Source organism: Mariniflexile aquimaris, assembly GCF_042676825.1.
Lineage (GTDB): Bacteria > Bacteroidota > Bacteroidia > Flavobacteriales > Flavobacteriaceae > Mariniflexile > Mariniflexile aquimaris.
This window is the reverse complement of record NZ_JBHTIB010000012.1, coordinates 791754-804487: the sequence shown is the minus strand read 5'-3', so window position 1 is coordinate 804487 and position 12734 is coordinate 791754. Positions and strand designations below refer to the sequence as shown.

At 35.4% G+C, this 12734-nt stretch carries 10 protein-coding genes; 4 read left to right on the top strand and 6 right to left on the bottom strand.

Translation table 11 applies throughout. The features are described 5' to 3' along the window. Positions 1-72 precede the first annotated feature (72 nt). The gene (locus ACFQ0I_RS11525) at positions 73-921 is read right to left on the bottom strand and encodes a UDP-2,3-diacylglucosamine diphosphatase (protein WP_379942409.1); all 849 of its coding nucleotides are present in this window, start codon (positions 919-921) and stop codon (positions 73-75) included. Between the two features lie 184 nt (positions 922-1105). Here ACFQ0I_RS11525 and aroC point away from each other — a divergent pair, with 184 nt between their 5' ends. From aroC to ACFQ0I_RS11505, 4 genes are all read left to right on the top strand, one after another. Then, positions 1106-2167: a chorismate synthase gene (aroC, locus tag ACFQ0I_RS11520; protein WP_379942407.1), complete on the top strand. Its 1062-nt coding sequence runs from the start codon at positions 1106-1108 to the stop codon at positions 2165-2167. A gap of 275 nt (positions 2168-2442) precedes the next feature. Beyond that, the gene (locus tag ACFQ0I_RS11515) at positions 2443-3207 is read left to right on the top strand and encodes an SOS response-associated peptidase (protein ID WP_379942405.1); all 765 of its coding nucleotides are present in this window, start codon (positions 2443-2445) and stop codon (positions 3205-3207) included. A 167-nt stretch (positions 3208-3374) separates the two neighbouring features. Next, a complete protein-coding gene (locus ACFQ0I_RS11510; RefSeq protein WP_379942403.1) occupies positions 3375-4820 on the top strand; it encodes a dicarboxylate/amino acid:cation symporter in 1446 nt (481 codons plus the stop codon). Positions 4821-4829: 9 nt separating this feature from the next. Continuing rightward, positions 4830-5648: a sulfurtransferase gene (locus tag ACFQ0I_RS11505; RefSeq protein WP_379942401.1), complete on the top strand. Its 819-nt coding sequence runs from the start codon at positions 4830-4832 to the stop codon at positions 5646-5648. 54 nt (positions 5649-5702) lie between these two features. On the opposite strand, the gene ACFQ0I_RS11500 is transcribed toward ACFQ0I_RS11505, so the two are convergent. The 5 genes from ACFQ0I_RS11500 to ACFQ0I_RS11480 form a co-directional block, all read right to left on the bottom strand. Then, positions 5703-6119, bottom strand: coding sequence for a thiol-disulfide oxidoreductase DCC family protein (locus tag ACFQ0I_RS11500; protein ID WP_379942400.1), 417 nt, complete (start codon positions 6117-6119; stop codon positions 5703-5705). Between the two features lie 37 nt (positions 6120-6156). Beyond that, the gene (locus tag ACFQ0I_RS11495) at positions 6157-7023 is read right to left on the bottom strand and encodes a polysaccharide lyase family 7 protein (RefSeq protein WP_379942398.1); all 867 of its coding nucleotides are present in this window, start codon (positions 7021-7023) and stop codon (positions 6157-6159) included. 44 nt (positions 7024-7067) lie between these two features. Further along, the gene (locus ACFQ0I_RS11490) at positions 7068-9233 is read right to left on the bottom strand and encodes an endonuclease MutS2 (RefSeq protein WP_379942397.1); all 2166 of its coding nucleotides are present in this window, start codon (positions 9231-9233) and stop codon (positions 7068-7070) included. A gap of 229 nt (positions 9234-9462) precedes the next feature. Beyond that, a complete protein-coding gene (gene miaE, locus ACFQ0I_RS11485; RefSeq protein WP_379942395.1) occupies positions 9463-10044 on the bottom strand; it encodes a tRNA-(ms[2]io[6]A)-hydroxylase in 582 nt (193 codons plus the stop codon). A gap of 93 nt (positions 10045-10137) precedes the next feature. Next, entirely contained in the window at positions 10138-12675 is a 2538-nt protein-coding gene (locus ACFQ0I_RS11480) for a DUF559 domain-containing protein (protein WP_379942393.1), read from the bottom strand. Positions 12676-12734 lie beyond the last annotated feature (59 nt).

The following is a 12734-nucleotide window of genomic DNA, read 5'->3' as shown; positions in this document are numbered from 1 at the left end:
TCAGTCGCAGTCTCAGTATTCAGTTGTTTGCAATAAAGCGAATCAACGAATCAACAAATAAACATATAAACCCTATTTTGCTTTCTTGCCCTGTTGTTCAACAATGGTAATGGCTGCAATTAAATCTTGTAGCTCCATTTTTTCAAAGCCTTCATCGGTGTAAAATGGCGCAAGTTTATCATGTTTAAAATAATGCACTTTCCAACGTTTAAATTGGTATTCTAAAGCGGTAAAATGTTCTACCCAATCACCCGAATTCAAATAGATTGTTTTGCCATTTTTATTTTCGATATATTCTTTTTTGGGTTTATGGCTATGGCCGCAAATCACATAATCGTAACCATTTTCAATAGCTAATTTTGAAACTGTTTTTTCAAACTTTTGAAGTTTCTTTACGGAGCCCTTAACACTGTTTTTTATTTTTTTCGACAAGGAATAACGCTCTTTACCACACTTGGCACGATACCAATTTAAAAGTCTGTTAATTAACGTGAGAAATCTATAACCATAAGCGCCTAACTTGGTAAGCCATCGGGCATTTTTTGTAGAGGTATCAAAAACATCGCCATGGAAAATCCATGCTTTTTTACCATTTAAATTTAAGACTAGTTTATCAACAATGGCAATGTTGCCAATAGTTAAGCCGCTGTATTTCCGTAGTAATTCGTCATGATTGCCCGTAATGTAAATGACGTTAACACCATCGCCCGCCATATCCATTATTTTTTTAATCACTTTTAAATGCGATTTTGGGAAGTAACGCTTTTTAAATTGCCATCCGTCAACAATATCACCATTTAAAATAAGTGTTTTAGGTGAAATACTGCTCAAGTAGGTTAGCAAATGCTTTGCTTGACAGTTTGGTGTTCCTAAGTGGGTGTCCGATATTACAGCGATTTCTATTTTACGTTTAATTTTCAAAATAATAATTTAATATGAGTAAAATACCATAATTAGTATTACCCAATCATTAATTCATAATTATTTAAATATGAGTATATTGTTGCTTAATTGTTAAGCGTTTTTTCTTAGAATTTCGTGGTGTTTATATAAATTCATTTTAATATCTCTAAGAATAGATTTACTTTAGCAAAAAATTGTAATTATGGCTGGAAATTCCTTTGGAAAACTATTTACACTAACAACATATGGCGAATCACACGGACCTGCTTTAGGGGGCGTTATTGATGGCTGTCCGTCTGGAATTGCATTAGATTTAGAGGCAATTCAAAACGATTTAGACAGAAGAAAACCAGGGCAATCGGCTATTGTAACCCAACGTAAAGAAGACGATGTGGTGAAATTTCATTCGGGAATTTTTGAAGGCGTTACAACCGGAACTTCCATAGGTTTTGTTATTGAAAATACCAATCAAAAATCGCACGATTACACGCATATAAAAGATAGTTACAGACCCAGTCATGCCGACTATGTTTACGATAAAAAGTATGGCTTTAGAGATTACCGAGGTGGTGGTCGTAGTTCGGCACGCGAAACCGCATGTCGTGTTGTTGCTGGCGCTGTAGCAAAACAAATGCTAAAAGGCATAGACATTAATGCCTATGTTTCTGGTGTGGGTGCGTTAAAATTAGATAAACCATATACTGCCTTAGATTTAACCCAAACAGAATCTAACATTGTGCGTTGTCCGGATGCAGCCATGGCTGCTAAAATGGAGACGTATATAAAAGAAGTTCGCGGAAAAGGTGATACCGTTGGAGGTATTATAACCTGTGTTATTAAAAATGTACCGATTGGTTTAGGAGAACCCGTTTTCGATAAATTACATGCCGATTTAGGTAAAGCCATGTTATCCATAAATGCCGTAAAAGGATTTGAATATGGTAGCGGTTTTGAAGGCTGTACTATGTTAGGCAGTGAACACAACGATGCTTTTAATACTAATGGTACAACAAAAACCAATTTTTCAGGAGGCATACAAGGTGGCATTAGCAACGGTATGGATATTTACTTTAATGTAGCATTTAAACCTGTGGCAACCCTTATACAAGAATACGAAACCATCGATAAAGAAGGCAAAGTAGTCGTAATGCATGGTAAAGGGCGTCACGACCCTTGTGTAGTACCGCGCGCCGTACCTATTGTAGAAGCCATGGCAGCATTGGTGTTGGCAGATTTCTACTTACGAAACAAGATGTATAATTAATAAGATTCCTGCGAAAGCGGGAATTTTTTTTTACTCACCATAATGGTTTGCGCTGTATTAAATATTAGAAGCAAATTTCACTAACACAGATTTTAAAGTACCTACCTCATTTTTCTGGTTTTTAATTATAAAAACATTCATTTGATATTAAAAAGTTTTGAAAGCGCTGTGCGCATCACCGCAGCAATTTTATCACATATTAAAAATAGCATCATAAATACTTCTTGTTTTAAATTCAAATAAAAAATCGTTACAAATTTGTTACATTTATAGTCATGTGTTACGATATTAAAGCCAGTTACGAGGCACAACTAAGGCGCGCCAAACGCAAAGGCGATTTAAACGCTATTGCCGAAATTGAAGAGAAGTTAATTCCCTTTACAGACTTGCCTTTGCATCATGCTTCAGGTTTTAGTCACCCAGAGTTATTAATTTATACCGATAGGTCTCCAGATTTTCCTGAAGTTGCTACCTGGGGACTTGTTCCGCAATGGGTGAAGACTGAAGAACAACTCAAAAAAACATGGAACAATACCTTAAATGCACGTGGTGAAACCATTTTTGAATTACCTTCATTTAAGGAATCTGCAAAACAGTATCGCTGCATTATTTATATTGATGGTTTTTATGAGCATCATCATTTCAATCATAAAACCTATCCTTTTTTCATTCAAAGAAAAGATAAGCAACCTATGGCGCTTGCAGGTTTATATAGCGAGTGGACAAACCCAGAAACCGGAGGAAGATTTAATACATTTACTATTGTAACCACCAAAGGGAATTCCATGATGGCAAAAATCCATAATAATCCAAAAATAAAAGGTCCAAGGATGCCTTTAATTTTAATGGAAATTGAAGAAGACCTCTGGTTAAACCCGATACATGATGTTTTAGATGTTCAAACTATAAAAGAACTTATTAAAGCTTATCCAGAAGACCAGTTGAAAGCGCATACTGTAAATAAGCTACGAGGAAAAGAGTATTTGGGCAATGTTGAAGTAATTAGTGAGGAATATATTTATGAGGATTTAGTCTTTTAATGCTTGCAAAACACTATTTATTAACGGATTATTAAAAACCTAACCTGAGAATTAAATATCGCTAATTTAGGGTAGGAGATTTTTAAGCCTTATCAATTTTTTACAGAGCAATTATAACCCAAATTAAAATACTTATATTGGTATCCAAATTGACTACAAACTAACTTATGAAAAAACTCGCACTGCACTGGAAAATTATAATAGGAATGTTGCTCGGTATTATTTGGGCATTACTTTCGAGTACTTTAGGATGGAGTTCCTTTACAATTAATTGGATCGATCCGTTTGGTAACATTTTTATAAATCTTCTTAAACTTATCGCAGTGCCTTTGGTGTTATTTTCTATTATAGGTGGCGTTGCAAATATTGGCGACCCTTCGAAATTAGGACGTATGGGGGGTAAAACATTGCTTATTTACTTGTTAACTACCATTATGGCGATTTCTTTAGGCTTAGTTTTGGTGAATACCATACAGCCTGGGCGTTTAATAGATTATGATAGCAGGTTAGACAATAGAATTAGTTACGAACTTTGGGCAGCATCTGAAGGTCATGAAGTTAAAGATGGCCACAGCTATTTAAAAGATCCCAAGTATGCAGAACGTGTAAAAAAGGTTTCGGCACTTTCTACCTCAAATCTAGATGCCACTTTGGTAAATGATAAAATTGAAAAAGCAACCAAGCAAAAAAACGTTTCACCTTTACAACCATTAGTCGACATCGTTCCAGAGAATTTTTTTGCTTCACTATCTAATAACGGATTGATGCTTCAAATTATCTTTTTCGCCTTGTTTTTTGGTGTGTGTTTGTTGTTTATTCCGAATGATAAATCACAACCCGTATTAACCCTAGTTGATGGTATTAATGAGGTGTTTTTAAAAATGGTAGACCTGGTAATGCAAGCGGCACCATTTTTTGTATTTGCATTATTAGCAGGAGTAGTAAGTAAAATGGCAGGCGACGATGTGGGCAAAGTAGTAGAAATTTTTAAAGGATTAAGCTGGTATTCCTTAACCGTTTTAGTAGGCTTATTGTTAATGATTTTTGTTATTTATCCAACCGTATTAAAACTCTTTGTAAAGAAAATATCGTATTTGGGCTTTTTTAAAGCGGTAAGTCCGGCGCAAACTTTAGCATTTTCTACCTCTAGTAGTGCGGCTACCTTGCCAGTAACGATGGAGTGTGTTGAGCATAATTTAGGGGTCAATAAGAAAATAAGTAGTTTTGTATTACCTATTGGTGCCACCGTAAATATGGATGGAACCAGTTTATACCAAGCGGTTGCGGTTATGTTTTTAGCACAAATGCACATGGCTAATTTAAGTTTAGAGCAGCAATTAACCATAGTAATTACTACAACCTTAGCCTCTATAGGGTCGGCAGCGGTTCCTAGCGCAGGATTGGTAATGTTAATTGTAGTATTAAACTCGGTGGGACTAAACCCTGTGTGGATTGCGGTTATTTTTCCTGTAGACCGAATTTTAGATATGTTTAGAACGGTTGTAAATGTAACCGGCGATACGGTAGTGTGTAGTATCATTGCCGATGGGGAGAATATGTTGGATTATAAAGGTGTTAAAGATCCTTCAGAAACTTTTGATATAGATTCTTAGCAAATTTTTATGGCTCAAATTAAATTTTTAAAACCGGTAGTGTCGGTTTCATGGCTAAATGAAAATTTAGAGAATGAAAATCTTATTGTTTTAGATGGAACGATAAATAAATCGTTTGATTCGAGTCTGTATCAAATTCCTAAAGCTCGTTTTTTCGACATCAAAAATAAGTTTAGCAACATTTCTGCACCTTTTCCTTCTACCTTTCCATCGGAAGCACAATTCCAAAAGGAAGCGAGGGCTTTAGCTATTAATACGGATAACGCTATTGTTGTTTATGATGATAAAGGAATTTACTCCAGTGCGCGTGTGTGGTGGCTGTTTAAAGCCTTTGGTTTTGAAAATGTAGCAGTTTTGGATGGCGGTTTTCCTGAATGGATAAGAGCAGGATACACTACCGAACCTATGAAACTATATGAAGGTAAAACGGGTAATTTTGAAGCAACTTACAAACCTGAACTCATGAAATTTTTTGAGGATGTCAAAATGGCTTCAAAAACAAAAAGTCATACCATTATCGATGCACGTTCTGCGGGGAGATTTAAGAGCTTAGAACCGGAACCCAGAGAAGGCCTGCGGATGGGAACGATTCCTAATTCTATTAATTTACCTTTTGAAGATTTGCTGACTGAAAACCTATTAATAGAAGAAGAGGCTATTGACGCCAAGTTTGAAAAATTAGCAAATAAGGAAGCGCCTATTATATTGTCATGCGGATCGGGAATCACAGCATGTGTTTTGGCACTTGGAGCTACCATGACCGGATATACTAATATTTCGGTTTATGATGGTTCGTGGACCGAGTGGGGGAGTTTGGTTGACGAATAATAGATTTGTCGGCTCAATAGATAAATTTCACGGAACACAATTATGGAAGTTATGTTATTCCAAAAACTTACGCTTTAATTCTGGTGTGGGAACCATGCATGATTGTTTTTTGCCAAACCATTGGTATCTATTTTTAGCAATATAATCATACACCCAATCTCTAATAAAGCGAGGTATAATAAAAAATACAGCCATTAAACTATTTGGAAACCCTAAATTATAAGCAATTTTTAAAGCTGCGGTAGACTTAGAGCTAATGCCATCCGTTTCAGAATATAGCAGAAGCGAATCTATTTTTGTAGTATCGATAGTATGCTTTTTAATAATTGCCAAACCCGTTTTGTTTTGTAGCGCAGTAAAAAGAAAGTTATTCTTTTTATCATGCTTTATAACATATTGCACAGATGCGATACAGAGGTTACAAACACCATCGAATATAATGAGTTTTTTATCCTTCGGAATATCAAGCATTTGGATTCGGTGTAATGTTGTTAAAGGCTGCGAGCAATTATAAATGGGTTGTTTTTACCGCGTATAAAACTACTTGAGCTGTTTTTGTGTAATCGGCATTCCATCCATAATAATTACCTGTTTTAAAATAGTTATTGTAGCCATAGCCATTGCCAACATAATCATAAACAAATGTATAATCGGTATTAATACCTTTGGCTTCACACACTAAGGCATAATAGAATTTACCGTTTTCAATCTTTATTTTAAAAGTAAAGATGTCATTATCAACCTTACCTACGTTAATTTTATTGTCTGATGCACTCGTCCAGGTGTTACCTGTACTTGGCTTCACATAATAATCCAATTGGATTTCACCACTGTTCCAGCGTATTTTCACAGTTGCCGGAGAACCTTCCAATCCTGTGGTTTCAATGCCGTGAATTTGCGCTACTATAGTTCTGCCGTTACCTTCAACAAAATCCACTTTTAGCGTAGTTTCCATAATATGTGTGCCGGTGCTCATAGACCAGTTATCGCTGGTTGTTTGGTTACCTCGCCAATATTCACGAAGTTCGGTACGGCAGTATTTTCCAGCATTTAAAGCGGCTTCACCCGAAGTTGTAAACCCCGTAAACTTAGTAAACATGGTGTAACTCCCATCGGTGTTTTTATAAAAATAATTAGATTGATCGGCAGTAAGGGTATTGTTTACAATGGATTGATAATATATGGAGGTAGCACTTCCGTCACCGCGATTAATAGGCACAGATAAGTACCAGTTTTTCCAGACAATAGCTGGGTCTTCGGTTGGTTCTTCAATAATTTCAATAACCTCTTCTTCAACTTCATCGTTTGATGAACTGCAAGAATTTAAAAGATAACCACCACAGGTTAAAACAAATATGAGCAGCAATTTTTTCATCTCATTCTTTTAAATATAAAGATAACTGAATTTTTTCATTTTTATTATTTTTTTGCTTCTACCAATTCTAATTGTTCAACGCTCACGTTCGTGGTAAATAAGCCATAATTTACTGTGGCTTTATTTTTTTCAATTTTATCGATGCTTCCTATGGCACGACCGTCTTGCATACGCACTCGGTCTCCAATTTTTAAAATCGCTTTTGGTTTGGGCGCTTGAACAGCTTTTTTCTTGGCTTCTTTTTTCTTTTCGCGAATAACGGTAACTACTTTTTCGGCTTCTTGCTTAACTTTTTCTTCTTTCGCTTTGATTACCTTTTTTTCTTTAACCGTAACTTTCTTGCGTTTGGAATTTTCTATTTGAACCAATTTAAATAGTTCGCCCATTAATTCTTTTTTTTGCTTGTTTTCAAAATATTTTTCAGCAATATCGTTTACCTTTTGTCCTAAATAAATTAAGCGTTGGTTGCTATCGTATAGCTCTTGGTAACTTTCTAATTTCTTTTGAATTTTAGCATTAATTTCTTCTAATTTATTGGCTTCCTGACTCTTCTTTTTTTCGTTAAGTTTTAAAGATTCGCCCGTTTTCTCTAATTTAGAACGTTCTTTTTGGAGTTTCGCAATGGTCGCATCAAAACGTACTTTACTGCGTTCAATTTTCTTTTTAGCACGATTAATCAGTCCAAACGGAATGCCGTTTTTTTGAGCCACTTCAAAGGTGAAACTGCTTCCTGCTTGCCCTATTACTAGTTTGTAAAGTGGTTCTAACGATTTTTCGTCAAAGAGCATGTTTGCATTAAGCATACATGGCAACTCATTTGCTAATATTTTTAGGTTTGAATAATGGGTGGTTATAATGCCATAAGCTTCCCGATGGTAAAACTCTTCTAAGAAGGTTTCTGCTAAAGCACCTCCCAATTCGGGGTCACTACCAGTTCCAAATTCATCAATTAAAAAAAGTGTGTTCTTGTTGCACTTCTTCAAGAAGTAATTCATTTGTTTTAACCGATAACTGTAGGTACTTAAATGATTTTCAATAGATTGGTTGTCGCCAATATCACTTAAAATTCTATCAAACAAACACACTTTACTGCGTTCGTGTACAGGAATTAAAATACCACTTTGTAACATAACCTGTAACAAGCCAACGGTTTTTAAAGTAATACTTTTTCCGCCGGCATTGGGGCCCGAAATAACAATAATGCGGCTATCTTTTTTTAATTCAATAGTTTGAGGAAATGTTTTTTCCTTCTTTTTTTCGTTATTTAAAAATAGTAATGGGTGATAGGCATCTCTTAAATACAATGTTTTGTCTTCGGCTATTTCTGGAAGAATAGCGTTCATAGAACGTGCGTATTTCGCTTTGGCTGAAATGACATCTATAGCGATTAAAAAATCTTGGTAGTTCTCTAATAGGGGTAAAAACGGACGAATAAAATTAGTGAGTTCTTTTAAGATTCGAACCACTTCTTCTTCTTCTTCAAACTCTAGATTGTTAAGTTCTCTAGAGTATTTTAAGGTAGTTTCGGGCTCCATGTATACGATGCTTCCCGTTTTACTACTTCCCATAATAGCACCTTTAACTTTGCGACGGTACATGGCTTTTACTGCCAAAACACGTCTGTTATCGACTACCGATTCTCGAATATCGTCTAAATATTCCAGTCCGTGATACATATTTAATGCCGATGCAAAACTTTGATTAATTTGCCCTTTTACTTTATTAATGCTTTGTCTTAAATCGAAAAGTAGGGGCGAAGCATTGTCTTTAATATCGCCAAAACGATCAACAATGGCATCAACTTTTTCTATTATTACTTTCGTGACTTCTATATGCGAAGCAAATTCATAAAGTCCCGGATAATAAACTTCAAACTTTTTTAAAAATGTTATTATTTCGTTGGTTGTTAAAGAAATGGCAACGATTTTCTTTAAACCATGAACTTCTAAATAGGTGTTCTCTATGCGTAATAATTTGATTTCTTTTGAAATAGCGTCGAATCCGTGATTCGGAATACGATTATCGTTATAAAAAGACGCGAGGTATTCGTTGGTTAATTGTAAATTGTTTAGAAGTAATTCCTTGGTTTGAAAAGGCGCGATTTGTAAAGCTTTTTCATTACCTAAAACCGTAATACAATGGTCGCTAATTTGTTTTAATACCGTAGAAAACTCTAAATCTTGTAAAGTCTTTTCGTGAATGTGAATCATTCTGAATTTTTATGCGCTTAAATTAAAAAAGCAAAGTTAATCATTCTGTTTATTGAATGAAAGATTAATTAACATGCGCACCTAAGCCATATGTATTTATGTTAATTAACAGTATATAGTATTATTTAACAATACGCTAACATTTTAGAAATAAAATTGTAACTACCTTGTTATCAACATCAATCAAGCCTCGAACAGACAAAGCTCAATCAGTAATGATTGGGTTTTTTTATCCGTGTATGGTTTCGTGTTTGCCGTAGTTTTTTATAATTTCACTTTCAAATTGTACTAATTCGTTCCATCGCTTCTCAACATCTACATTTTTTCCGTATTTACGAGCAAAACTAATAAAGGTTGTATAGTGGCCAGCTTCACTGATCATTAATTCGTGATAAAATTTTGAAAGTTCAGGGTCTTTAATTTCTTTAGAAAGTAGTTTGAAACGTTCACAGCTTCTCGCTTCAATCATGGCCGAAAATAAAAGTCGGTCGACCATACATTGCTCACGATTGCCACCTTTGTTCATAAACTTGTAGAGTTCATTTACATAACTGTCTTTTCGCTCTCTGCCTAGTTTATAACCGCGTTTTTTAATGATGTCGTGCACCATTTGAAAATGTTCGAGTTCTTCTTTAGCAAGTGCTAATAAATCGGTTACTAAATCGACATGCTCAGAATTTAACGTAATGATGGTTATCGCATTGGTCGCAGCCTTTTGTTCGCACCATGCATGGTCTGTTAAGATTTCTTCAATATTAGACTCTACTATGTTAACCCAACGCGGATCTGTTTCCAGTTTTAAGTGAAGCATGTGTTTAATAAGTAATTAAAAGTTAAAAAATAGGCAATAACAAGAGCGAAGATAGTTATTAATTTACTGTCTTGTTTTTGTTTATAATCTTTGTTAAGAAATATAGTTCCAAATATTCTTATATTTCCCTAAGGATTTATAGGTGTTTAAAATAACTTTATTGTCATTGTTAGAAAGTGTAGGGTCTTCCTTAAGTGTTTTTTTGGCATAGAACCGCGCACTTTGCAAAATATCTTTATCTTTTATAATTTCGGCAATTTTAAGATTTAAAACGCCGCTTTGTTGCGTTCCCATAATATCTCCCGGACCACGTAAACGCAAATCGACTTCGGCAATTTCAAAGCCATCACTTGTTTTTACCATGGTTTCTAAACGTGTTTTACTGTCGCTGCTTAGCTTATGTCCCGTCATTAAAATGCAATAACTTTGTTCGGCACCACGACCAACACGACCACGTAATTGATGGAGTTGGGAAAGCCCAAAACGCTCAGCGCTTTCAATAATCATTACTGAGGCATTGGGTACGTTAACTCCGACTTCAATTACCGTTGTTGCAACCATAATTTGGGTTTCGCCTTTTATAAAGCGTTGCATTTCGTAATCTTTGTCGGCAGGTTTCATTTTACCATGAACAATGGAAATTTGATATTCCGGCATAGGGAAGTCGCGAGCGATACTTTCGTAACCGTCCATTAAATCTTTATAATCGAGTGCTTCGCTTTCTTGAATGAGTGGATATACGATATAAATTTGACGCCCTTTTGCAATTTCATCTCTAATAAATTTGAAAACATTTAAGCGGTTTTTATCGTAGCGATGTACCGTTTTTATGGGCTTTCGTCCGGCAGGTAATTCGTCTATAACCGAGATGTCTAAATCGCCATAAACTGACATGGCTAAAGTACGCGGAATAGGGGTGGCGGTCATTACTAAAACGTGTGGGGGAACAGGAGCCCCACCAACCTCCCCAGACGGCAGGCTTTTCAAGCTATTGGCAATATGCTTTAATACATTATCAATGTCTCCAATAACTTGCTCGTTTTTAAATCGCATTACGTGGAAACCGATTTCAGTTAATATTTGAGTGCGTAAAGCATCTGCTTCTTTTTGTTCGTCTGTGTTGTGATAACCGCCATCAACTTCAATAATTAGATTTTTTTCTAGGCAAACAAAATCTACTATAAATTCATCTATAATATGTTGTCTTCTAAATTTGAAATCAAGGTTTTTATTGCGCAAATTTTCCCATAAAATTTGTTCTGCTTGCGTACTGTGCTTTTTGTTTTCTAATTGTAATTCTTTAATCAAATTGTATGTTGAAGGTCTTGCCGTCATATATTTTTTTCGCAGCAATTTGGCTTCCTCCCAATGGGAGGATTGAGGAGGGCCTTTATGCCATAATTTACTTCTCTGGGCTACCCCAAAACGGTGCTGTTCGTCAATAATGGCGAGCCCTAAATTTTTAAATTTTACCTTATCTTCAAGGAGTGCGTGTGTGCCAATTAGTATCTGTAAAGTGCCATTTTCTAAAGCTTCGTGAATTTTTTTCCTTTCTAAAGTTTTACTTGAGCCAGTGAGCAGTTTAATACTGATATTCAATTTGTTACACATGACAACTAAACCGTTATAGTGTTGGACTGACAAAATTTCAGTCGGGGCCATTAAACAGGCTTGAAAACCGTTGTCAAGTGCGATTAACATTGACATGAACGCCACTATGGTCTTTCCAGAACCTACATCGCCTTGCAGTAAGCGATTCATCTGTGCTTTACTCCCCAAATCGGCACGAATTTCTTTTATAACACGTTTCTGTGCATTGGTTAATTCGAAGGGTAAATGCTCGTTAAAAAAGGTATTAAAATAATCCCCGACATGTTCAAAAGGAAAGCCTTTTATTTTCGATTTATGGATTAAATTTTTAATGATTAATTGTAATTGGATATAAAATAATTCTTCAAATTTTAACCGAAATTGAGCCCTCGAAAGTAAGGTTTGGTCCTTCGGAAAATGGATGTTAAAAAGCGCTTCACGTTTAGAAATTAATTTTAATTCATTGCGTAAATTATCAGAAAGTGTTTCAGTAAATCGGCCACCGGTTTCGATGAACAATTGCTCCATAATTTTAACAATTACGCGATTACTAATACCTTTATTTGATAATTTTTCGGTTGAAGGATATATAGGTTGCATGGCCGAGCGCAAACTTTTTTCATGGTCTTCCAGTAGCTCTATGTCGGGATGCGCCATATTAAATTTTCCGCCAAATAAATTTGTTCTACCAAAAATCACGTAAGTAGTGTTCAATTTATAGTTTTCTCGAATCCATTTTTGTCCCCGAAACCAAACTAGTTCCATTACCCCTGTGTCATCTTGAAAGGTCGCCACTAAGCGTTTTCCCTGTTTTTGGGCGACTTCTTTAAACTCCACTATTTTGCCAATTACTTGCACATCGGCATTGTTTGGCTGTAGTTGGTTAATTTTATAATACTGTGTTTTGTCTATGTATCTGTTTGGAAATAAATTGATTAAATCTTGATAGGTATGTATACCTAATTCCTTGCGCAGCAAATCGGCTCTGTTTGGGCCAACGCCTTTTAAATAATCGATAGGGGTTTGAAGATTGGTAATCATAAGAAACGAATTTAAGCCTTTTCAATCAATTCAAAAAATAGAAAATTTGCGTATTTTGG

What these genes read in the sequence shown, in the direction of transcription:
- aroC (WP_379942407.1), top strand. Translation starts at nt 1,106, where the DNA reads ATGGCTGGAAATTCCTTTGGAAAACTATTTACACTAACAACATATGGC.
- ACFQ0I_RS11515 (WP_379942405.1), top strand. Translation starts at nt 2,443, where the DNA reads ATGTGTTACGATATTAAAGCCAGTTACGAGGCACAACTAAGGCGCGCC.
- ACFQ0I_RS11510 (WP_379942403.1), top strand. Translation starts at nt 3,375, where the DNA reads ATGAAAAAACTCGCACTGCACTGGAAAATTATAATAGGAATGTTGCTC.
- ACFQ0I_RS11505 (WP_379942401.1), top strand. Translation starts at nt 4,830, where the DNA reads ATGGCTCAAATTAAATTTTTAAAACCGGTAGTGTCGGTTTCATGGCTA.
- ACFQ0I_RS11500 (WP_379942400.1), bottom strand. Translation starts at nt 6,119, where the DNA reads ATGCTTGATATTCCGAAGGATAAAAAACTCATTATATTCGATGGTGTT.
- ACFQ0I_RS11495 (WP_379942398.1), bottom strand. Translation starts at nt 7,023, where the DNA reads ATGAAAAAATTGCTGCTCATATTTGTTTTAACCTGTGGTGGTTATCTT.
- ACFQ0I_RS11490 (WP_379942397.1), bottom strand. Translation starts at nt 9,233, where the DNA reads ATGATTCACATTCACGAAAAGACTTTACAAGATTTAGAGTTTTCTACG.
- miaE (WP_379942395.1), bottom strand. Translation starts at nt 10,044, where the DNA reads ATGCTTCACTTAAAACTGGAAACAGATCCGCGTTGGGTTAACATAGTA.
- ACFQ0I_RS11480 (WP_379942393.1), bottom strand. Translation starts at nt 12,675, where the DNA reads ATGATTACCAATCTTCAAACCCCTATCGATTATTTAAAAGGCGTTGGC.